23 protein-coding genes are annotated in these 20,579 nt (G+C 51.1%); 9 read left to right on the top strand and 14 right to left on the bottom strand.

Annotated features, from left to right (window positions below; genetic code table 11):
- Window positions 1-158: 158 nt before the first annotated feature.
- Window positions 159-527, top strand: coding sequence for a hypothetical protein (locus EG028_RS24780; protein WP_120519039.1), 369 nt, complete (start codon window positions 159-161; stop codon window positions 525-527).
- 45 nt (window positions 528-572) lie between these two features.
- On the opposite strand, the gene EG028_RS24775 is transcribed toward EG028_RS24780, so the two are convergent.
- The 4 genes from EG028_RS24775 to EG028_RS24760 all read right to left on the bottom strand — a co-directional run bounded on the left by EG028_RS24775 (window position 573) and on the right by EG028_RS24760 (window position 3,599).
- Window positions 573-1,601 carry a DNA topoisomerase IB gene (locus EG028_RS24775; protein WP_120519038.1) on the bottom strand — a complete coding sequence of 343 codons (1,029 nt, stop codon included), beginning with the start codon at window positions 1,599-1,601 and terminating at the stop codon, window positions 573-575.
- Window positions 1,576-2,445, bottom strand: a complete 870-nt coding sequence (locus tag EG028_RS24770; RefSeq protein WP_120519037.1) for a glucose 1-dehydrogenase — start codon at window positions 2,443-2,445, stop codon at window positions 1,576-1,578. Before EG028_RS24770 ends, EG028_RS24775 begins: the two co-directional genes overlap by 26 nt.
- Window positions 2,446-2,515: 70 nt before the next feature.
- Window positions 2,516-3,136, bottom strand: coding sequence for a YciE/YciF ferroxidase family protein (locus EG028_RS24765; RefSeq protein ID WP_120519036.1), 621 nt, complete (start codon window positions 3,134-3,136; stop codon window positions 2,516-2,518).
- A 40-nt stretch (window positions 3,137-3,176) separates the two neighbouring features.
- Complete coding sequence (locus EG028_RS24760; protein ID WP_120519035.1) at window positions 3,177-3,599, bottom strand: hypothetical protein; 423 nt, start codon at window positions 3,597-3,599, stop codon at window positions 3,177-3,179.
- A 310-nt stretch (window positions 3,600-3,909) separates the two neighbouring features.
- Here EG028_RS24760 and EG028_RS24755 point away from each other — a divergent pair, with 310 nt between their 5' ends.
- On the top strand, window positions 3,910-5,322 hold the full coding sequence (locus tag EG028_RS24755; protein WP_120519034.1) for a sensor histidine kinase: 1,413 nt from the start codon (window positions 3,910-3,912) through the stop codon (window positions 5,320-5,322).
- 51 nt (window positions 5,323-5,373) lie between these two features.
- Window positions 5,374-6,810 carry a hybrid sensor histidine kinase/response regulator gene (locus tag EG028_RS24750; protein WP_120519033.1) on the top strand — a complete coding sequence of 479 codons (1,437 nt, stop codon included), beginning with the start codon at window positions 5,374-5,376 and terminating at the stop codon, window positions 6,808-6,810.
- On the opposite strand, the gene EG028_RS24745 is transcribed toward EG028_RS24750, so the two are convergent.
- Window positions 6,807-7,727: a DUF6528 family protein gene (locus EG028_RS24745; protein ID WP_120519032.1), complete on the bottom strand. Its 921-nt coding sequence runs from the start codon at window positions 7,725-7,727 to the stop codon at window positions 6,807-6,809. The genes EG028_RS24750 and EG028_RS24745 overlap by 4 nt on opposite strands.
- Before the next feature lie 90 nt (window positions 7,728-7,817).
- Window positions 7,818-7,970, bottom strand: coding sequence for a lmo0937 family membrane protein (locus EG028_RS24740; protein ID WP_120519031.1), 153 nt, complete (start codon window positions 7,968-7,970; stop codon window positions 7,818-7,820).
- A gap of 220 nt (window positions 7,971-8,190) precedes the next feature.
- Between EG028_RS24740 and EG028_RS24735 the strand changes: the two genes are divergently transcribed.
- Complete coding sequence (locus EG028_RS24735; protein ID WP_120519030.1) at window positions 8,191-8,649, top strand: ferritin-like domain-containing protein; 459 nt, start codon at window positions 8,191-8,193, stop codon at window positions 8,647-8,649.
- 361 nt (window positions 8,650-9,010) lie between these two features.
- Here the strand turns inward: EG028_RS24735 and EG028_RS24730 are convergent, their stop codons facing one another.
- Window positions 9,011-9,196: a CsbD family protein gene (locus tag EG028_RS24730; protein WP_120519029.1), complete on the bottom strand. Its 186-nt coding sequence runs from the start codon at window positions 9,194-9,196 to the stop codon at window positions 9,011-9,013.
- A gap of 326 nt (window positions 9,197-9,522) precedes the next feature.
- On the opposite strand from EG028_RS24730, the gene EG028_RS24725 reads away from it, so the two are divergent.
- The 3 genes from EG028_RS24725 to EG028_RS24715 are packed head-to-tail and all read left to right on the top strand — an operon-like array spanning window position 9,523 to window position 11,882.
- Entirely contained in the window at window positions 9,523-9,882 is a 360-nt protein-coding gene (locus EG028_RS24725) for a response regulator (RefSeq protein WP_120519094.1), read from the top strand.
- Window positions 9,883-9,941: 59 nt separating this feature from the next.
- Window positions 9,942-11,396 carry a sigma-54-dependent transcriptional regulator gene (locus EG028_RS24720; RefSeq protein WP_120519028.1) on the top strand — a complete coding sequence of 485 codons (1,455 nt, stop codon included), beginning with the start codon at window positions 9,942-9,944 and terminating at the stop codon, window positions 11,394-11,396.
- 3 nt (window positions 11,397-11,399) lie between these two features.
- The gene (locus EG028_RS24715; protein ID WP_120519027.1) at window positions 11,400-11,882 is read left to right on the top strand and encodes a low affinity iron permease family protein; all 483 of its coding nucleotides are present in this window, start codon (window positions 11,400-11,402) and stop codon (window positions 11,880-11,882) included.
- Here the strand turns inward: EG028_RS24715 and EG028_RS24710 are convergent, their stop codons facing one another.
- From EG028_RS24710 to aspA, 5 genes are all read right to left on the bottom strand, one after another.
- Window positions 11,883-12,371, bottom strand: coding sequence for a VOC family protein (locus tag EG028_RS24710; protein WP_120519026.1), 489 nt, complete (start codon window positions 12,369-12,371; stop codon window positions 11,883-11,885).
- Between the two features lie 101 nt (window positions 12,372-12,472).
- A complete protein-coding gene (locus tag EG028_RS24705; RefSeq protein ID WP_120519025.1) occupies window positions 12,473-13,645 on the bottom strand; it encodes a porin in 1,173 nt (390 codons plus the stop codon).
- 21 nt (window positions 13,646-13,666) lie between these two features.
- A complete protein-coding gene (locus EG028_RS24700; RefSeq protein WP_120519024.1) occupies window positions 13,667-15,007 on the bottom strand; it encodes an anaerobic C4-dicarboxylate transporter family protein in 1,341 nt (446 codons plus the stop codon).
- A gap of 34 nt (window positions 15,008-15,041) precedes the next feature.
- Entirely contained in the window at window positions 15,042-16,109 is a 1,068-nt protein-coding gene (locus EG028_RS24695; RefSeq protein ID WP_120519023.1) for a type II asparaginase, read from the bottom strand.
- A 10-nt stretch (window positions 16,110-16,119) separates the two neighbouring features.
- On the bottom strand, window positions 16,120-17,526 hold the full coding sequence (gene aspA / locus EG028_RS24690; protein WP_120519022.1) for an aspartate ammonia-lyase: 1,407 nt from the start codon (window positions 17,524-17,526) through the stop codon (window positions 16,120-16,122).
- A gap of 123 nt (window positions 17,527-17,649) precedes the next feature.
- On the opposite strand from aspA, the gene EG028_RS24685 reads away from it, so the two are divergent.
- Window positions 17,650-18,969: an APC family permease gene (locus tag EG028_RS24685; protein WP_120519021.1), complete on the top strand. Its 1,320-nt coding sequence runs from the start codon at window positions 17,650-17,652 to the stop codon at window positions 18,967-18,969.
- On the top strand, window positions 18,959-19,591 hold the full coding sequence (locus tag EG028_RS24680) for a MarC family protein (RefSeq protein WP_120519020.1): 633 nt from the start codon (window positions 18,959-18,961) through the stop codon (window positions 19,589-19,591). The genes EG028_RS24685 and EG028_RS24680 overlap by 11 nt, the downstream gene beginning before the upstream one ends.
- Window positions 19,592-19,594: 3 nt before the next feature.
- Here the strand turns inward: EG028_RS24680 and EG028_RS24675 are convergent, their stop codons facing one another.
- A complete protein-coding gene (locus EG028_RS24675; RefSeq protein WP_123864791.1) occupies window positions 19,595-20,032 on the bottom strand; it encodes a hypothetical protein in 438 nt (145 codons plus the stop codon).
- 26 nt (window positions 20,033-20,058) lie between these two features.
- Entirely contained in the window at window positions 20,059-20,559 is a 501-nt protein-coding gene (locus tag EG028_RS24670) for an RNA polymerase sigma factor (RefSeq protein ID WP_162946631.1), read from the bottom strand.
- Window positions 20,560-20,579 lie beyond the last annotated feature (20 nt).

Raw genomic sequence — 20,579 nt, 5'->3', positions numbered from 1 at the left:
CTTTAATATGCATAACTATTGGGGGGAATACATTCTTCGAATAAATATCGTATTTAACGGTTGGTGTTAATACTTTCTAAAAAATACAAGCCAACAATCAGGCCAGATTCTATGGCATAGGTTTTGGCATTTAACGGTAGAACAAACCCGATACAATTATGGAAACACCCACACCAAATAGACCCAATGAAATGACCACCCTTTCCCAGGTGCTGGCCAAGCTGCACTCCAAAGGTTACGACAATGAATTTAAAGTAAGCGACCACGGCAGGATGCAATCTCCTGACGGGGAACAAATCTATAACCCGGAAGATTTGAAGATCATCAAGACCTACCGTTTTGAAGGAGAATCGGACCCATCGGATAATTCCGTATTGTACCTCCTGGAAGACCAGGAAGGCCATAAAGGCTATGTACTGGATGCGTATGGCATGTATTCCTCCCACGACGAAGCAGGATTTGATGAGTTCCTGAAGAAGATACCTGTTGAAGACAGGGAAGACCAGGTGATCTTCGGCGGACTGTGATGAATGAGGGTAATAAGAGAATAGAGACGTACTTCACGGTCGTCTCTATTTTTTTTGCGCCTGGTCCTTCAGGATGCGTAACAGTAGTTTTTCATCCACATCTTTTTGCAAATATTTCCCCAGTTTTTCTTCTTCATAAAGGGTGAGCAGGCAGGGATGAACGTAGTATTTTTTACACACTGCGCGGGTATTCCCCAGTTTCTTCGCCACATGATCGATCACTTCCACGATCTGCCTTTTGCAGGCCGCCTGTGACTCAAAGGGCTCGCAGGCCGCCAGCAGGTGCAGCGCCTCCAATGTCCCGGCCCAGGTGCGCAGGTCTTTGCAGGTAAATTCTTCGGCTGTAATGTCCTTCAGGTAATCGTTCAGTTCGCCGGAGTCCAGGCTTTTCACTTCACCGTCTTCATAATATTGAAACAGTTCCTGGCCGGGGATGTCCCGCACTTTTTTCAGCAGCCTCGCCAGCGAAGCATGGCGCAGCGAAATCTTTTGTTCCACGCCCTTTTTGCCTTTGAAACGGAAAAATAATTCGTTGCCGCTTATTTTCACATGGTTGTTGTGCAGGGTGGTAAGGCCGTAGGAATGATACTTCTTTTCATACTCGGCGTTGCCCACGCGCATGAGCGTTTCTTCCATGATCCGCAGGGCGATGGCGCATACGCGTTGTTTGTCCAGCTGTTTCCTGCGGAGGTCTTTTTTGATCTGCGCGCGGATGCGCGGCAGTACCCGCCCGAATTGCAGCAGCCGGTTGTATTTCGTCTGGTTGCGCATGGAGGCCCAACGGGTGTGGTAGCGGTATTGCCTGCGGCCGAGCGCGTCCGTGCCGGTGGCCTGGAGGTGACCGTTCGGGTAAGGGCATATCCACACGTCTTCCCAGGCGGGCGGCAGCACCAGTTTTTTGATGCGGTCAATGATCTCTTCGTCGGTGATCTTTTTGCCGGAGGTATCGAGGTAAGAAAATTCCTTGCCTTCGCGTACACGCGCATAACCCGGGCGGGCCGGCGAAACGTAGCGCAGGCGGGCCGCCTGGGCCATCGCGGCGGGGTCATTAGCCGTTAACAATTTCTCCTCCATTGGGGTGCAGTATTTGGCCGGTTATATATCCCGCATCGTCTGATGCCAGGAAAACGTAACTGGTAGCCACTTCCACAGGCTGGCCGGCTCTTTTGAGCGGTACATCCGAGCCAAATTCCGCCACATGCGAAGCGGGGAACGTTGCGGGGATGAGCGGGGTCCAGATGGGGCCCGGGGCTACGCCGTTCACCCTGATCCCCCTGTCCGCCAGCATGGAGGAAAGGGAGCGGATAAATGACACGATGGCCCCTTTCGTGGAGGAATAATCCACCAGGTGGCCGCTGCCGCGGTAGGCCGTTACGGAAGTGGTGTTAATAATGGAACTGCCTTTCCGCATATGCGGCAGGGCAAACCGTACCATATAAAATTGTGCAAAGATGTTGACTGAAAAAGTGCGGACCAGTTGCTCAGATGTAATGTCTTCAATTTTTTTTTGCGGGAACTGAACGGCGGCGTTGTTCACCAGCACGTCTACCCTGCCAAAGCGGTCCACGGTTTTTTTGATGATCTTCTGGCAGTGTTTCTCCCTGCTGATATCGCCCGGCACCAGCAGCACCTCCCGCCCCAAAGCTCGTACCCTGGCGGCGGTATCTTCCGCATCCCCGTCCTCATCATAATAAGAAATGACGATATGTGCGCCTTCGGCGGCAAACGCCAGTGCCACGGCCCGGCCAATGCCACTGTCCCCGCCTGTGATCACCGCGATCCTGTCCTGGAGTTTTCCGCCCGCGGGTTTATCTGTTTTTTCAGCCACGGGCTGCGGTATCATTTTCGATTCTATTCCCGGCTGCCGGTTCTGGTGCTGCGGCGGGCGTATATCCTTTTTTTTATTTGATTTCTGCATAGTTCCGTTGTTAAAAATGAAAAGAGGCTGGAACGGGTGACCGTCTTCAGCCTCTTTCCCGCAACGGCGGCTATTCCGCCATTGCCTCTTCGTTCACGGAAGATTCTGCGATCTGCGTGAGCAAAGAATCCGTTTCCTTTTCCTCGTCCAGCGTCCGGCCAAGGATATTGGCGGCTTCCATATGCCCCATCCTGGTGGCCAGGGTGCGGAGGCTGCCGTATGTGGCAATCTCGTAATGCTCCACCTTTTGCGCGGCGATGATCAGCCCGGCATCCAGTACGGATGACTCCTCTTCTTCACTGATCAGTTCCTGGGCTTCGGTCACGAGCCCGTCCATGGCCTCACATTTTTTGGCGACAGGTTTTGCGCCCATCAGCTCAAATACTTCTTCCAGGCGGGTGACGTGCCCTTTTGTAAGGGCCAGGTGATCCGCAAATGCGTCTATCAGCTCGGAAGAGGTAGCCGCTTTCTGCATTTTGGGCAATGCTTTTACCAGATGTTTCTCTGCCCAGTAGATATCTTTCAGCTCATCCATAAAGAGCTGGTGGAATTTTGAATTGGGCATATCACCGTTTTTCCCGTTGCTTTTTGCGGTGTTTTTACGGGTGGGGGCGGCGCTTTTTGCGGCCGTCGTACGTTTCGTGGTGTTTTTGCCGGTTCCGTTGCGGGAACCTGTGGATTTAGTTGCCATAACATGAGAAGATTATCTGGTGATGAATTGCGTTGATTGACTACTTGTTAGGAAATGGGAAACGATCGCGGGGATCCACCAGGCTTTCTTCCTTTTTCTCTTCTCCTGTGATGTCCGGTGATTGTTCTTCCACGTCGTTATTTTCTTCGTTTTCGGGAACCTGTTGTTTAGGGCTTTTATCGGGCCCTTTGTCAGGTATTTCAGGCTTTGGGCCTGTTTCCGGTTCGGACTGAGGGTCGCTGGGCTTACGCTCTATTTCGCGTTTGGGCACTTCCTTGGGAATTTCGGGCTTTGTTTCGTCTTCACCCTTGTCGAGGCCTGGTTTAGGCTGTCCGCCTCCCTGGCCATGGCTTCCCTGGTCACGGTTTCGCTCCTGGTTCCCTTCCTTTCCCGGGGGTTGCTGGCTGTTCTGGCCTTTTTGTCCGGGCTTGGCCTGGGTGTCCTGATTGGCTTGGCTCTTCATAACTCACAGTTTTAAGGTGTAAAAAAATTCTGATAGTAACACAGTGAAAGTCTCTGTAGATTTCAGGTTTACCCAATAGGTAGTCCAAACGGCATTCCAATGCGGGGCATATGTTTTGCTGTGAAATGGGCAACAACAATATAAACAGCTACCCGGATGCGTTCCACCTGCTGTTTAATCCGCGTTTTGAGCGGCTTTTTGTAAATTCAATCCTGTTAAATCCCGGAGGGGGAATTTCTTTGTAGAATTACGTTTTCACTATGTAGAAAATCGTTCACAGGAAAAAGGGGGACATAAAACGTTTGAATTCATGCATATCAGCGTACAAAAAAAAATCAGGATCGGTTTTTTTATCGCATTTACGATAATAGTAGTGGCTTCCGTCGTGTCATATGTGATTGCCAGAAATCTCATGCACAATGCGGACAGGCTGAGCCATGCCGTGGAAGTGTCCAAGCGGCTGGATGCCATTACCCGTTACCTGAAAGACGCGGAAGCCGCTATCAGGGGCTACAATCTCACCAAAGAACAGGCTTTCCTGAACCCGAGCATGGAAGAGCGGAGCATTAAGATAGAAAATGAATACCGCAAGCTTCGCCGTATTATAGACGATCCCGTACAGCAGCGCAACCTGGACACGCTCAAACGGCTGCTGGACGTGAAATACATGCAGCTCACCGCCGGGCAGGAAAAAAACGCGAGTACGGCCACCATCCAGGAAGCGGAGGTGTCCATGGACCGGATAGACGCCAAAGTGGAGCAGATGATCCTGATAGAACAGGCGCAGCTGAATGAAAAAACACGCATGTTCCATTTTTTCTCCGGCCTCTCCATTCCCGTCGTATTCGTCATTTCCCTCATAGCCATTCTTATCGGGATCTATTCATATGTTACGCTCACCCGCGAATTCCGCCTCCAGCTGCATATCGAAACCCGCATGAAAAGCTACCAGCGGGAATTACAGGAAAACATCACACTGCTGAACAAAACCAACAAAGAACTGGAACAGTTTGCCTACATAGCCTCTCATGACCTCCAGGAGCCACTGCGCAAGATATCCACGTTCTCAGACCGGCTGCTCACGAAACACCGGAACGAGCTGCCGGATGAGGCCGGTCAGCTCATTGACCGTATGGTAGCGGCGGTGGGCCGTATGCGCGTGCTCATCAACGACCTGCTCGTATTTTCCCGCGCCGGCCGCATTACCCCTGAAAGCCTCGTACCGATCGACCTCAACGAGATCCTCCAGGACGTGATCGGCGACCTGGAAGTATCCCTCCAGGAAAAAAAAGGCTCCATCCTCTTCGACCAGCTACCCGTCATAGAAGGCAGCGATACCGGTTTCCACCAGCTGTTCCTCAACCTCCTGTCCAACTCCATCAAATTCGCCCACCCGGACCGGCCCCTGGAGATCCGCATCCGGCGGGAACTGATCACCGGCCGGGAAGCCGGCATGGCCAGCGAAAAAAAATGGGGAGATACCTATTGCCGCATTTCCTTTGAAGACAACGGCATTGGATTCGACCAGGTGTATGCGGACAGGATATTCCTACTTTTCCAGCGCCTCCACGGCGTCAGCGAATACAAAGGCACCGGTATAGGCCTGGCCATCTGCAAAAAGATCGTGGACTCCCACAACGGCTATATCAGCGCCTTTGGCACAGCCGGCGAGGGCTCCACCTTCGTGATCGTACTCCCCGTAAAACAAAAGAGTGACGATTAAAATGTTTTGCATGTTTATTGCATTAAGAAATCTAACTATTGGGAAACAACAATGAAAGACACCCGGAAACGCATATTGATGGTGGACGATGATGAGGATGATTTTTTTCTTGTCAATACACTACTGCAGGACGTTACTAGCAACCAGTACACCATAGATTGGGCCGCTACTTACGACAAAGCGATTGAAGCCATTGAAAAAAAAGAACACGAGCTGTACCTCGTGGATTACCGCCTGGGCCGCTACACCGGCCTTGATATTCTCCGTCATTTTCAGAAAATAGGCTACGAAGCCCCCGTGATCATGCTCACGGGCAAGGGAGACTATGCGATAGATAATGAAGCGATGATGGCGGGCGCCTCCGATTACCTTGTGAAAGGCGAGATCACCGGCCCCGAGCTGGAGCGCGCCATCCGTTATGGCATCATGGAGTTCAAACACCTGCGCACCATCGCGGAAAACGAACGCAAGTATTTCGGGATATTCGAGAAAAGCCATGACCTTATCGTACTGGCCGATTGCAACAAGAACATCATCGAGGTGAACCCGACCGTGCTGCGGAAAATGCAGTACAGCCGCGATGAATTCCTGAAAATGAACCTTAAGGACCTGTTCGTACACGAAGCGGAGGCTTTGCAGTTCCTGCTGGACATCTGTGAGGACGATGCGATCATTCAGAAAGAATTTTCCTTTAAAAATAAAAGCGGGCAAAAGATAGAAGTGCTGGTAAATGCCAACAAACTGGACGAACAGCTGGGCACATTCCTTTGCGTGGCGGAAGATATTACCGAAAAGAAAAGGGAAGAGCTGGAAAAACGCCAGCAGGAAAAGTTCGTGATCTCCGGCCGCATCGCCCGTGTGATTGCGCATGAAGTGCGGAACCCGCTTACCAATATCCTGCTGGCCGTGGGCCAGTTCAACCAGGATGGCACGCCGGACTCGGAAGACCACCAGCTGTACCTGGATATCATAGAACGGAACTGTACCCGCATCAACCAGCTGGTGACGGAGCTGCTGCAATCCACCCGGATGATGGAGCTGCACCTGCAGGATTGGCACGTGAACACGCTGTTGAAAAATGCGCTGGCCCTGGCTTACGACCGCCTCCAGCTGAATAATATCCGACTGAAGGAGTTTTACACCGAAGAAAATGTAACCTTGCAGGCCGATGACGAAAAAATGAATATCGCGCTGCTGAATATCCTGATCAACGCGGTGGAAGCCATGATACCCGGCGAAGGCATCCTGACGGTGAGCACGCAATCGGAAAACGGCAAAGCCTACATCCGCATCCGGGACAACGGGATGGGCATCCCCGAGGATAACAAAGCCCGCCTGTTCGACCCGTTCTTTACGTCAAAAACAAAGGGAACCGGCCTTGGACTAACTTCCACGCAGAATATCATTATCAATCACAAAGGGACCATACATGTAGAAAGCGCGCCCGGGGAAGGAACGCTTTTCACGATCATATTACCTTTGTCTTAGTTGGAACGCGGCATCAATATCGGCCTGCCCCTGGAGCCGTCCGGTTCTACCGTATACACAGTAGACCTTATGGACGCCGCCCAGCGGGCTTTATAGATCTTCAGTCCTTCTTTTTTTAATACGCTTTTACCCTCCGTGTTAAAGATCTCATCCGTCCACCATTGTTCTTTCGGCACGGTGACCAGCGATGGTGTGCCGTGGCCGGGGGATACGCTTTTCACGTCATGCTGCAGCGCGCTTTTGACGGGGCCGAATTGTTTACTGGGAACATGAAACTCCAGCAAAGTGTCTTCCATGCTGAGCCACATGGTTTGTGTAGCGGGCGCCACGATCATGTCATGCGCATTTTTGCCGGGGATCTTTAAGGAATCTTCTTTGTTGAGGGTGGGCGTTTCGCGGGAGCCGTTGTACCGGAAGGAATACAGTTTGCTGCGGCCCGCTGCCCACAGCCGGCCATAATACCATACGGCGCTGTGCGCGTCCGCCAGGAAGATCTTTTGTTTCAGCCGGCCCTGCTGGTAACCGCCGGCCGTGTCCGCCCTGAAAACGCAGAGGTAATTCCCGGTGCTGGACGCTGTTACAATATTCAGATCGGGGAGGATGTCCGCTGAATGTGTGTTGCCTCCGGCATAATCATAAAATACCGTCTTCCCGTCCCGCAGCCTGATAAGCGCCACACCGCCGCCGGAAGCGCAGGTAAGCACGTATTCCGTATTCAATACCATTTTTGCATCGCTGGGATTGCTGAACCATTTTTTGTGCCCATCCGGCACATCGTCCGCTTTCCATTCCCAATAAACGGTTCCGGATGTGGCATCGGCCATAATAATACGGTGCTGCGCCTGATCTGTGATCAGTATGGGAGGCATGCGCTGCTGTGCGAAAAACAGGAGGAAGGGCAACAAAATTGTATTCATAGGTGGAATTTACAAACAAAACGGGAAAAAAGCAGTCTTACAGGATTGCCCTTTCCCCGTTTTTATGGATCGAATTTTTACCCTTGGTGTTTATACGGCCCTGCCACGGATGATATTGATCAGCACGGCAATGATCGCCAGTACCAGCAATGCGTGAATAAGGCCGCCTGCGGAGTAAACAAAGAATCCGAGTAACCATCCTATAATAAGGATCACCGCGATCAGATAAAGTAAATTACTCATGGCATATGATGTTTAGTTCAGAAGATACAGTTAAAATATTATGCCAATCCTAAAACGCCTGTTTATTAATGCTGTAGCGGATTTCAGCCCCCGGTATGTGGAAGCGCTTCCCCCATCAGTGGTGATAGATCGCCATCAGGGCGCCATTAAGGCGCGGTATCCGCATGGCGTCCTTTTTGGACAGGATGGGTTATCAGATCACTCAAAAAATTTAACCATCATGGAAAATCATCAGAAAATCGCAGCTGTCGTAGAAGACCTTGTCAAAATTAATAACGACCGCATTGAGGGTTACGAGAAAGCCGCGAAACAAACGGACGAATCAGACCTGAAGACACTTTTTGACACCATGATCTCGGACAGCAAACATTTTACGGCGGAACTGAACCGTTACCTCCGTAATATGGGTGAAGACCGGGAAAGGGACACCACCTTCGCAGGGAAGATCTACCGCACCTGGATGGACGTAAAGGTGTCTTTCGGCGGCGCGGACCGCCACGCGATACTGGCCTCCTGCGAATATGGCGAGGACGCCGCCCAGAAATCATACCGCCAGGCAATGGAGCAGGACTACCTGCCGGAAGACCTCCGCACAATCATCCGCCAGCAGCAGGACAAATTGAAAACCTCCCACGACAACATCCGCCACATGCGCGATGTGGAAGCCGTGAACAGGTAATAAAAAAGACAGTCCCGGAAATTTACCGGGACTGTCTTTTTTTAAGCAAAAATCGTTGTTTCGGGGTAACCTGCTGGATGAGAAAAAAATGAAGGATCAATCTATGACAAGAAGGTTGGGGCTAAGTGACTATGGAGCGTGCCGGGCAACAAAGAACGGATATCTTAAAAAACTGTCCCGCACCCTATGGTGCAGGACAGCCTGGCAAGCTTTCAGGTTGTAAATATGTTTTGCTTGTGCATTGAACATGTAATCCGGTTCTGGATACCTGTTGTAATACTGCTCAACATTTTATAACCATATAAAGCAGCCAATAACTAAAACAACAGCTATGATAAAAGTATAACCGGTTGTAAAACGGCTATAGCTCGTTGATTAGCTTTTCAACTTCTTCTTTGGACTTTCCGAGTTTCGTTTGAAGCTTTCCGTAGAGTTCGTCCTCTTTCCCTTCGGTGTAAAGGAGATCATCGTCTGTCAGGTCCGCATACTTTTGTTTCAGCTTACCTTTGATCTCGTTCCACGCTCCTTTTAATTGCAGTGAATCCATACGATAGTGTTTAAAGGAAAAAGTGCAATTAATGTACCACCATGCCAATTGCGCTTTCAGCCATGATTTTGTTTGTATATTATCGCAGATTGGGGAAACAGCAGGAGGTAAAACTGTGGAAAATATTACCCATCTATTGCTGTTTAGACATGTAATCAGTCCGGCAGAATGTTTGCAATGGTCTAATTAGTGTATTTAATTGTAAAAAGTAATTCTATCAAAAAACGGACAGTGAGTTTATGAATCCAGGAAAAAACATACCTAGTGCCTACCGCGTACATTCCCGTGATATCAGCAACCCCTCAAATCCGACAAAACCCAACGCCATGGGAGATCTGATCTTAATAATAGACGACGAGCCGGATATTTGCCAACTTTTGCAGCTCAGCCTGGGTAAACACGGGTACAAGGTGAAATATGTGCACGGCCTTAAAGAAGGTATGAAGTTCCTGGAGCGCCAGCAACCAGACGTACTTTTCCTGGATATCCACCTGCCGGACGGGTCCGGCCTGGATGCGCTGCCTCTCATCAAATCCCGGTACCCGAACCTCCCCGTGATCACGATCAGTGCCTATGACAACGGGATGGAGAAACAGAAAGCGTTAACAGCAGGAGCGGCCCACTTTTTGCCGAAGCCTTTTAATGTTGGGGAATTACAGGAAATCCTGTTCGAAGTAAAAAGCTGACTGACCATCCAAGTGCATAATTATTTGTAAATTTAATATCCGTCCAATATCGATATATTATGAAGAGTATCCTCATTATTGATGATGAAATAAACATTTGTACCCTGCTCAGCAAATTCCTGAGCAAACATGGCTTTAAGACAGACAGTACGATGACCGGCGCCCAGGCCCTGAAAATGATGAAAGAAGAAGCCTATGACCTGGTGCTCTGCGATTACCGGCTGAAAGACACAGACGGCGCCCAGTTGCTGAACGACATCCGGGCGCTCAGGCCGCAGACGGTCGTGATTATCATTACCGGTTACTCCGACGTGCGGATAGCCGTGGAAATGGTGAAAAACGGGGCCTACGATTATATTTCAAAACCATTATATCCGGACGAAATACTCAGTCTTGTAAATAAAGCCCTTTCCCAACCCGCGCCCTCCGTGCAGGGCACGCCCGTCGCGCCGTACGTACACGAAGAAAGGACCCCGCAACACAGCGAGCCCGGTAAAAACGGCGGAGGCAAATACGTATATGGCGAAAGCGAACCTTCCAAAGAACTTTTCCGCGAACTCACCCTCGTAGCCCCCACGGATTACAGTGTGATCCTTTTCGGGGAAACCGGTACGGGTAAAGAATCCGTGGCGCACCTCATACACGACCACAGCAGCCGCAGCAATCAGCCCTTTATTGCGATAGATTGCGGCAGCCTTTCAAAAGAACTGGCAGCCAGCGAACTGTTCGGTCACGAAAAAGGCGCTTTCACCGGGGCCATCAACACCAAAATAGGCGCCTTTGAGCAAGCTCACGGCGGCACCATTTTCCTCGACGAAATTGCAAACCTCTCTTACGACATACAGGTTGCCCTGCTGCGCGTGATCCAGGAAAAACAGATCCGCCGGGTGGGCAGCATGAAAGAAATTGCCGTGGATACCCGCCTGATCGTCGCTTCAAATGAAAATCTCTTTGAAGCCGTACAAAAAGGTAAGTTCCGCGAAGACCTTTTCCACCGTTTTAATGAATTTACCATTCATATACCCCCGCTGCGGGTGAGGAATGCAGACCTCCCGCTGTTCGTGGATTCATTCCTGAGCCAGGTGAGCAAGGAGCTGAACAAACCCGAGCCGGTAATGACGGAGGAAGTATGGGAATGTTTCCGCCAGTACGACTGGCCGGGCAACATCCGTGAGCTGAAGAACGTGATCCGCCGGGCGAGCCTTCTTACCCCCGCCGGAAAAGAGATCACCATGGCCGCTTTGCCGCTGGAAATGAAAGCCGGTGGTTTCTCCCGCCTCAACTCCTCCGCTATGGCAGCATCCGCCGGTGTAGCAGAAGACAGCGACGATATGCCGGACCTGCCCATGCTGGACGAAAATGACCTGAAATCCGTTGCGCTCAAAGCGGAGTACAACAAGATCATCAACGTACTGAAGGCGGTGAAGTACAACAAAACCAAAGCCGCCCAGTTATTAAACATCGACCGCAAGACCCTTTACAATAAATTACGCCTGCTGAACATCAATTATTGATACATGGAAACTAAACCCACGGTTCCGGCGGGCAAGAATAACAAAGCTCCGGTTTTCGAGCGGTTCTCCACCAAAGTGGTGAGCGCCACCGGCAGTCCCTGGGCTTTTATCCTGGCAATGGCCACTATAATTGTATGGGGCATCACCGGCCCTTTGTTCGGCTTTTCGGACACCTGGCAGCTGGTGATCAACACGGGCACCACCATCGTCACTTTCCTGATGGTGTTTATTATCCAGAAATCGCAGAATAAAGATTCCAAATCCATCCAGCTGAAGCTCAATGAGCTGATAGCCGCCACTAAAACGGCCAGCAACCGGCTGATAGATGTGGAATCTTTATCCGAAGAGGAATTAAATACCCTTCACCGTTTTTATACGAAGCTGGCTTCTGAGATGCAGAAGAACCTGGACCTGAAAAGGTCCCATTCCATTGAAGAAGCGATGGAAAACACGGAAACTAAAGTGAAGGTGAAACTGAAAGCCTGATTATTTCCCCAGCTCCTGCAAAAGGCCTGAAAGGTTCAGCCGTTCCGTATACATGGTAAGGTTGCCTTCCCCATCCACCGGCCATTGGTCCCTTGGCCTGTCCCAGTACAACTCCAGCCCGTTTTCATCCGGATCGTTGAGATACAATGCCTCGGATACTCCGTGATCGGCAAAGCCGGTAAACTGCACTTTTGCTTCAGTAAGTCTTTTGTAGATAGCCGCCAGGTCTTTCCTTTCCGGGTACAGGATGGCTACGTGATACAATCCCGCGGCATTTACGGGTGCGGGCGGCATGCCTTTACTGTGCCAGGTGTTCAGCCCGATGTGATGATGATAACCGCCGGCTGAAATAAAAGCAGCCTGGTCCCCGAATTTTGTCATCAGTTCAAATCCCAGTAAACCACAATAAAAATCCAGCGAACGCTGAAGGTCGGAAACTTTGAGGTGCACATGCCCGATGCGGGTTTGTGCCGGAACGGTATAGCTCATGAATACTGCTATTTTTTAGCAAAGATAGGCGGTTCCCTCCTTCGACCGGTAATATGTATTTGTCCGCTGAATCCGGTCGCGCTTGGAGAACCGCCCGAGTATCAAAGTATCACCAAAGGACTGATGATACCAATGGATATTCTGTAGTTATCGTGATTGGTCATGCCCAAAGTTTGTTTCGCGTAATCCGTGTAATTGTATTTACGCCCGATGAACGCGCCAAACACTTTCAGGTTTAAATTCTTAAACGGATAAACCTCTACTCCTGGTATGTACCCCCAGGCCTGCCGCAATTTTGTCCTGCTGTCCGCCTGCGGTTCCTGCCAGTAAGCATCGTCTAACATACCAACAAAAAAGAGATTCACTTTGTTGCTGAGATGATAGTCCAGCCGCGTCCAATGGCTGACGTACCGTACATTCCGGGCGGTTTTGATGCCAATGTTATCCGTAAAGGACGAAACGATCCCTTTCCGGTCCAGCTGTTCGTCGCTCCATTTAAAATCGTACTCCACCTGGAATTTTTTTCCTTTATACTGGTTGCCCAGCGCGAAATAATTCATGTATTCATATTCCGCTTCGCGGAAAATGGAATAGGACCAGATGGTGTTGAATTTCCCTCCGAAAAAACTACCGCGCCAGTTCAGCACTGCCGCAAAAGGAAAACGGGCTTCCTGTATGCCGGGGATGGTATCGTACAACTCGAAAAAATTGGCCGTCCGGGCATTGAGCAGCTGGAGGGTGAACTCGTGCTTTTTATTATTGAGTGCATAACTAACACCGGCGCCCACCAGAAAGTTGTCCGCGTACTCAATAATATCTGAATATTCATAAATATCGATGGGATTCGCGTCAAATTCATACCCGCCCCAATCCGCACAGAGCTTCCCGCCATAGATCTTCCAGTGTTCATCCACGTCAAAACGGAGGTACGCCAGGTCTGTGGAGCGGCTGATATTGTCGATGGACTGGGGCACGACCGTCCTTGTATAGCGGTCCCGGAAGCGGAAGTACACTTTTTCATGCACCTTCCCTTTGATCTCCAGCCTGAACTGGTTCATGACAAACCGTGAACGGATGTAGGTCCCGTCTTCGAACTCGTTTTGGAAGCTCATCTGCATGTTGGCGATCACATCCACGTTCGCCAGCAGGGTCTGTTTACTCACCGGCACAATGGGTTTGTAAATGCTGTACGAGGTGTCTTCCTGCTGCTGGGCCACCGCCGTCAGGGGCAGCCAGAGCAGCAAAAAAAACATCAGTTTGCTTTTGCAGTTCATATCCGGGTGTTTAACTTATTTCTACCAGAATAAGTTGGCAAACAGGAACCCCGCCGCTACAGATGCACTCACGCTCACAAGTCCGGGTATCATAAAACTATGGTTCACGAGATACTTCCCGATATGGGTGCTCCCGGTACGGTCAAAATTGATGGCAGCCAGCAGGGTGGGATAACCCGGCAGTACAAAATCCCCGTTCGTGGCGGGGAACATGGCCACGAGGTTGTGCGGGGCAATGCCCAGCAACACGCCCAGCGGCATCAGCGCCTTGGTGGTAGCCGCCTGGCTGAACAGCAGCATACTAAGCACGAACAGCGCGATCGCGAACGTCCAGGGGGCGGCGGTGACCATATCTCCCAGCGCATGTTCGATCGTCGTTTCGTGGGCGGCCATAAAGGTGGCGCTCATCCATACCACCCCAAAAATGGATACCACCGCCTGTGCGCCCGCGGTAAACAGGCTGGCTTTGGCTACCTCGGTGGTGGAAGTTCTGGTGAACAGCAGCATGAGCGCGGCGGCGGCCAGCATCACCAGTTCTATCACCGCGGCCATTTTGATCGTGCCGTTCGCATTCACGGAAAGATTGGCCACGCCCGGTTCAAATGTGGGCAACATGCCTTTGAAAGCGCCGGCCAGCACGATGACCAGTACGGCTACGGCAAATATGATCACGGAGATTTTGGCGCCTGGTTTCAGCGGTTTGGTATCTGATTTTGTCTCCGCGTCCAGTTCGGCTGCAAACTCAGGGTCTTTCATTTTTTCGAGGAACACGGGGTCTTTTTCCAGTTCTTTCCCTTTTTTCCAAACCACTACCACACCCGCCAGGATACCTACCAGGCAGGCGGGGATACATACCTTCAGGATCTGTATGGGCTCCAGCCCCCCGGGCAATATGGTGATCATCGCTGCGGTAGCGGCGGATATCGGGCTGGCGGTAATACCCAGGTGCGAGGCGATTACGGAAATGCTCAAAGGCCGCTCCGGCCTGATGCGTTTTTTGGTGGCTACTTCAGCGATGATGGGCAGCAGGGAATAGGTGACATGTGCGGTGCCGGCAAATACGGTGAAAAAAAAAGTCACCAGCGGCCCCATCAGGGTGATCATGGAGGGTTTGCTGCGGAGGATCTTCTCCGCCACCCGCACCAGGTAGTCCATTCCGCCCGCCGCCTGCATGGTGGCGGCAGTGGAAACCACGGCAAGGATGATCAGCATAACGTCTATCGGCGGTTCGGCGGGCCGCATACGGAAAAGGAAAATATACAGGGCAAGAGCGACCATACCCATTACGCCCAGGCCAATGCCTTTCATCCGGGCGCCAATGAAGATAGCCGCTAAAAGGATTGCAAATTGAAGCCAGATCATGTTTTCGATTTATGTTTACGATGTGGAATGAATGCTAATATTCGAAAAACATTTCCTGGATCTTCTTCGGATCTTTTGTCTTAAGCAGCGCCAGTTGCAGCAGGATGCGGGCTTTCTGCGGATTAAGATCGTCGCTCACCACGGTGCCCAGCGCCTTATCGTCCGTTTCCGCGTTTAAGGTCACCCGGCCGCTTCCCGTGCGGGAGGCCCGCACCACCACTATGCCGGAGCTTGTAACTTTTTTGATCCGCTGCTCTACCGTAGGGTAAAGATTCCCGTTGCCAACACCCGCTATCACGATGCCTTGTGCTTTGTCTTTCACCAACGCGTCTACCAGTATAGGATTCATATTCGAATAGCCGTACAAGATATCTACTTTTGGTAATGTATTCACCCCGCTGATATCAAATTCTGTTTCGACAGTATGTTTGCGCAGTATCTTGTGATAATATGCCACATCCCCGTCATAGACCACACCCAGCGGGCCCGCGTTCGGGCTTTGAAAAGTAGCTACGTTGGTGGTATTGGTTTTTGTCACCTCCCGTGCGGAATAGATCCTGTCATTCATACATACCAGCACGCCCCTGCCGGCTGATTTTGGACTAGCCGCGGTTACAATGCCGTTGTACAGGTTCATCGGCCCGTCCGCCGAAATAGCTGTGGCGGACCGCATGGCGCCCACCAGCACCACGGGTTTGGAGGTTTTGACGGTGAGCTGGAGAAAAAAGCCGGTCTCATCTTCGGTATCGGTTCCATGGGTGATCACAATGCCATCCACATCGGGCCTCGCGGTCAGCTCGTTGATCCTTTTAGCGAGTTTCAGCCACACACTGTCGTGCATGGCCTGGCTGCCTACGGATGCGATCTGCTCGCCACTGATGTTCGCTATTTTTTTCGCTTCCGGCACGGCATTTAGCAATACCTCGATGGGGAGTTTGCCAGCGGTATAAGCCGTGCCCACGCTGGATTCCCCGGCGCCGGCAATGGTGCCTCCCGTGGCGAGGATCACAACATGGGGGAGCTTCCCGGTGGTTGCCTGCGCTATTACTTCAGCGCGGCCGCATAAGGCGCAGGCCAGCAATAGTAAGGTGATGGGTTTCATGGGTAAAACATTAGCTGTTGATGAATGTGGGGCGGATCATATTCTCGAACGTGAATATTTCATCCCACTTTTCCTGGGTCACCAGTTTCTTTTCTTTAACGGCTATATCGTGTACGGACTTGCCTGTTTCCAAAGCTTCCCGCGCAATGGCAGCGGATTTTTCATACCCGATGATCGGGTTCAGCTGGGTCACGATGCCGATGCTTTGCATCACCATCTGCTGTGTATGATCCGCGTTCGCGGTAATGCCGTCCACGCATTTTTCGCGGAGCGTGTTGCAGGCATTTGTCATGTAGGTGATGGAAGTGAACAGGGAAAAAGAGATCACCGGTTCCATCACATTCAGTTGCAGCTGACCGGCTTCCGCGGCCATGGTGAGGGTAAGATCCGCGCCGATCACATAAAACGCGGTCTGGTTCACCACTTCAGGGATCACGGGGTTTACTTTGCCGGGCATGATGGAAGAGCCCGGCTGCATGGGCGGAAGGTTTATTTCATTCAGGCCGCACCGTGGGCCGGATGACAGCAGGCGGAGGTCGTTACAAATCTTGGAAACCTTTACGGCGGTACGTTTCAGCACACCAGACAATTGCACGTACGCGCCCGTGTCATACGTCGCTTCAATCAGGTCCGTAGCCAGGGAAAGGTCCAGGCCGGTCACCTCGCGGAGGTGTTTGGTCACCAGCTCAGGATATGTTTTCGGCGCATTCACGCCAGTACCGATGGCGGTAGCGCCCATATTGATCTCGGAGATCAGGCGTTTGCTGTCTTCTATGCGGGAAAGTTCTTCGCGAAGATTGGTAGCGAAGGCTTTGAACTCGTCGCCCATGCTCATGGGTACGGCATCCTGCAATTGGGTACGGCCCATTTTGAGCACCTGTTTAAATTCTTCGCCTTTATTTTCAAAAGACTGCGCCAGCCTTTCAAGACTGGTTTTATAATCAGTCAGTTTGTTCATCAGCGCAATGCGGAATGCGGTGGGATACGCATCGTTCGTAGATTGCGAGCAGTTCACATGATTGTTCGGATGGCAAAATTCGTAATCGCCTTTTTCTTTGCCCATCATTTCCAGCGCCACATTGGCGATCACTTCATTGGCGTTCATATTCACGGAGGTGCCTGCTCCGCCCTGGATGAGGTCTGTGATGAACTGGTCGTTAAACTCCCCGTTGATCACGCGGTCACTGGCTTTTACGATTGCGGAGGCAATCTTTTTGTCGAACACGCCCAGCTCGGAATTTGCCAAAGCCGCGGCTTTTTTTACATACCCGAGCGCCTGTACAAAAAGCGGCTCCACTTTCAGCGGGATGCCCGTGATGTGAAAATTTTCTATCGCCCGAAGGGTCTGGATGCCATAATATACATCTTTCGGGATCTCACGTTCTCCCAGGAAGTCATGTTCACGACGTTGTGCCATCTGCTATTTTTTGAATGGTTTAGGAATACTTTCATTAAAACAGTGGAACTCAGGAATTTGTTTTAAGGACCAGAATGAACAATTTCCGCGTTGGGGCATTACATAAGTAACCAACGGGCCACTATGAAAAACAAAGGTAAAATATCCCTGGCAGCCGCCATATCTATGGGTGTAGGCGCCATGATCGGGGCCGGGATCTTTGCCCTGCTGGGGCAGACCGGCGCCATTGTAGGCTCGGCTACCTGGTTGTCTTTCCTGCTGGCCGGCGGTATTACGGTTCTTTGTGGTTATACTTTTGCCCGGCTGGGTGCGCGGTACCCGTCAAACGGCGGCGTGCTGGAATACCTGGTGCAGGCTTATGGCGTAAATGTCTATTCCGGCGGGATGGGCATTTTTTATTACGTGAGTATGATCGTGCTCTCCGCCGTGGTGGCAAAATCCTTTGGCGCGTATGGCGCTTCCCTGCTGGGGCATACCGGCTCCCCATGGATACAGAACCTGCTGGCAGCCGGTATTGTGGCGGTACTGGTCATACTGAATTTTATCAGCGTCTCGGCTTTTGCACGGGTGGAAAAAATATTCGTGGCCATCAAACTTGTCGCCCTGTTCGGGTTTGCCATACTCGGTTTTTTCACCATCCGGCCGGTCAATCTTCAATGGCCGACCCCGCTACCCGCCGGCAATATTCTTTCCAGCGTGGCGGTTACCTTTTTTGCCTATACGGGCTTTAATGTGATCAGCGGGGCGGTGGAACATATGGAAAATCCCTCCAAAACGCTTCCCCGCGCCATCATGACCACCGTGCTGCTGGTAACGGTCATTTATGTGATACTGGCCGTGGTCGTATTTGGCAATCTCAGCGCCCCGGAAGTGATTGCCGCAAAAGAAACGGCCCTGGCTGAAGCGGCAAGGCCATTCCTCGGCCAGGCGGGATTCGTGATCATTTCCATTGCCGCGCTCATCTCCAGCATTACGGCCATCAATGCAAACCTGTTCTCCACCGGGAACAATGCATACGTGATGGCGGCCTACGGCACGCTGCCCAAAACATTTGAAAAACATCTCTGGGGCCGGGGCACGGAAGGGCTGGCTATCACCGGTGTTTGTATCATCGGGCTCATCATGTTATTCGATCTCACGGTGATTGCTTCGCTGGGCGGTATGGCCATGCTGCTGTGTTACAGCATGGTGAACATCGGGCACCTGCGGCTGCTGAAAGAAACAGGCGCAAACGTTTTCTGGTCATGGGCGGCTGTGGTGGTAAGTGCTGGCACGGTGCTGCTGGTAATTGTTGTAGATGTTTTGTCCGCTCCTTTGCAACTATGGGTAACGGGAATATTCCTCGCGCTGTCTTTCGGCGCTGAGTGGATCATCAGGCAGACGACGGGACGGAAGATAAAACCGAATATTGTTCATCCTAAAAAACCGCCACATGACCGCTAACTATTACGGTTTCGCCGCGGCTGTGTTCATGGGATTTTTCTCTATCGTAAATCCCATTGCCAATGTACCCGTGTTCCTGGACCTCACCGGCTACATGACGCCGGCGCAGCGCAAAAAGATCGCGTTCAAATCGGTAGTGGTGGCGTTTATCATTATCACCATCTTCTGTGTAGCCGGCACTGCTATTTTCAGGGTGCTGAACATTTCCCTGCCGGCCCTGCGTATCACAGGCGGGGCTTTACTTTTCGTGATCGGTTACAGGATGATCCTGGAAAACAAAGTGGAGCCGGAGAAAAGAATAGACACCACGGGAGCGGATCCCGGCATCAGCGTGGCGGTAACGCCGCTGGCCATGCCTTTGATGGCAGGGCCCGGCACCATCACCACCGCCATGAATTACACCGCCAGCAGTGACCCCGTGCATACGTTCATCGTGATCGGGATATACGGGCTGTTGTGTTACATTGCTTATATCCTGTTCATTTCCGGCGGGCAGATCGTAAGATGGGTGGGAAACAATACCATGATCGTGATCACTAAAATGATGGGGTTGATACTGGCCGTACTGGGCGTACAGATGCTGCTGGAAGGTATTAACGGGGGGATTAAACTGACTGCCTGAATGTTATCGGGGGATATTCTGGTTCTGGTATTCCTGTCTCACCTTTTCGCGCTCAATCTGGCGCTCTTCCACCTGGCGGTATTTGAAGTAAAAATAGATCGCGGTGAAAAGACAGAGCTTAAACAACAGGAAAGCTGCAATAAAGATCCATTTCCAAACCTTGTGTACGGTGATGAAGTCCGACTGGTTGGGCGCAATATTGATGAAAGTATAATTCGGTTTTTTCTCCGGGCCGGCGCTGGTATCAGCCCAGTTGTAAGGTTGCAGCGTGCGCTGGCGCAGTTCTATCGGCGGAGGATATGCATCTTCCAGCCAGAGCTTGTGAAAAGTGTTTTCAACGATCCGCAGCTCGGTTTGTAATTCGGGATGGTCATGCAATAGTCTTTCCATCTCCTCCTTTTCGTCAGGAGTAGACAGGCCGAGCACGTAGCTTTCAACCATACCATTTTTTATGTATTCTTCCAGATTCAACTGCGTTTGGAAAATCTTCTGAGTTCTGTCAATGCTTCCTTCAGGCAACGAAGCACCTCTTCTTCTGTCATGTCTAATTGCTTACCCGCTTCAATTCTTGAAAGTCCCCTGCAGTAACACAAAACAAACACCTTTCGGCATTGTTCGCTGAGTGTATTCGTAAAATGCAGGATTCCACTTCTGCTGTGAGTTAATTCATTACCAGTTAATCCGGCAGACGGGAGCATTTTAATTGCTGTTTCCCGCGCCATTTTTATTACCCACGAAAATAAGGATATTCCGTGGCTTTGGTCATATTCACGGATATTTTTAAAAATTCGTTCGAAAGAAATTATAAGCAGTTCATCAGCAAGAAGTTTCGTGCCCGCCAGCAGAAGGAGATGCCCGTAAAGAGGCGCGGCATAGCGGTCATACAGCCATTGCCTCGCTGCAATATCGCCGGCACGCAGCTTCGCGAGGAGTATTTCTTCGGTAGGGAATACCTGCTCAGGTTGCAATAACAATTGCTTTGGTGTAA

It is taken from the genome of Chitinophaga barathri (assembly GCF_003807585.1).
GTDB classification, from domain to species: domain Bacteria; phylum Bacteroidota; class Bacteroidia; order Chitinophagales; family Chitinophagaceae; genus Chitinophaga; species Chitinophaga barathri.
Note: the sequence above shows the minus strand (reverse complement) of the source record. Positions and strands in the feature narration are given on the sequence as shown.

Coding starts and splice junctions, on each gene's coding strand:
- EG028_RS24780 (WP_120519039.1), top strand. CDS start 159: ATGGAAACACCCACACCAAATAGACCCAATGAAATGACCACCCTTTCC.
- EG028_RS24775 (WP_120519038.1), bottom strand. CDS start 1,601: ATGGAGGAGAAATTGTTAACGGCTAATGACCCCGCCGCGATGGCCCAG.
- EG028_RS24770 (WP_120519037.1), bottom strand. CDS start 2,445: ATGCAGAAATCAAATAAAAAAAAGGATATACGCCCGCCGCAGCACCAG.
- EG028_RS24765 (WP_120519036.1), bottom strand. CDS start 3,136: ATGGCAACTAAATCCACAGGTTCCCGCAACGGAACCGGCAAAAACACC.
- EG028_RS24760 (WP_120519035.1), bottom strand. CDS start 3,599: ATGAAGAGCCAAGCCAATCAGGACACCCAGGCCAAGCCCGGACAAAAA.
- EG028_RS24755 (WP_120519034.1), top strand. CDS start 3,910: ATGCATATCAGCGTACAAAAAAAAATCAGGATCGGTTTTTTTATCGCA.
- EG028_RS24750 (WP_120519033.1), top strand. CDS start 5,374: ATGAAAGACACCCGGAAACGCATATTGATGGTGGACGATGATGAGGAT.
- EG028_RS24745 (WP_120519032.1), bottom strand. CDS start 7,727: ATGAATACAATTTTGTTGCCCTTCCTCCTGTTTTTCGCACAGCAGCGC.
- EG028_RS24740 (WP_120519031.1), bottom strand. CDS start 7,970: ATGAGTAATTTACTTTATCTGATCGCGGTGATCCTTATTATAGGATGG.
- EG028_RS24735 (WP_120519030.1), top strand. CDS start 8,191: ATGGAAAATCATCAGAAAATCGCAGCTGTCGTAGAAGACCTTGTCAAA.
- EG028_RS24730 (WP_120519029.1), bottom strand. CDS start 9,196: ATGGATTCACTGCAATTAAAAGGAGCGTGGAACGAGATCAAAGGTAAG.
- EG028_RS24725 (WP_120519094.1), top strand. CDS start 9,523: ATGGGAGATCTGATCTTAATAATAGACGACGAGCCGGATATTTGCCAA.
- EG028_RS24720 (WP_120519028.1), top strand. CDS start 9,942: ATGAAGAGTATCCTCATTATTGATGATGAAATAAACATTTGTACCCTG.
- EG028_RS24715 (WP_120519027.1), top strand. CDS start 11,400: ATGGAAACTAAACCCACGGTTCCGGCGGGCAAGAATAACAAAGCTCCG.
- EG028_RS24710 (WP_120519026.1), bottom strand. CDS start 12,371: ATGAGCTATACCGTTCCGGCACAAACCCGCATCGGGCATGTGCACCTC.
- EG028_RS24705 (WP_120519025.1), bottom strand. CDS start 13,645: ATGAACTGCAAAAGCAAACTGATGTTTTTTTTGCTGCTCTGGCTGCCC.
- EG028_RS24700 (WP_120519024.1), bottom strand. CDS start 15,007: ATGATCTGGCTTCAATTTGCAATCCTTTTAGCGGCTATCTTCATTGGC.
- EG028_RS24695 (WP_120519023.1), bottom strand. CDS start 16,109: ATGAAACCCATCACCTTACTATTGCTGGCCTGCGCCTTATGCGGCCGC.
- aspA (WP_120519022.1), bottom strand. CDS start 17,526: ATGGCACAACGTCGTGAACATGACTTCCTGGGAGAACGTGAGATCCCG.
- EG028_RS24685 (WP_120519021.1), top strand. CDS start 17,650: ATGAAAAACAAAGGTAAAATATCCCTGGCAGCCGCCATATCTATGGGT.
- EG028_RS24680 (WP_120519020.1), top strand. CDS start 18,959: ATGACCGCTAACTATTACGGTTTCGCCGCGGCTGTGTTCATGGGATTT.
- EG028_RS24675 (WP_123864791.1), bottom strand. CDS start 20,032: ATGGTTGAAAGCTACGTGCTCGGCCTGTCTACTCCTGACGAAAAGGAG.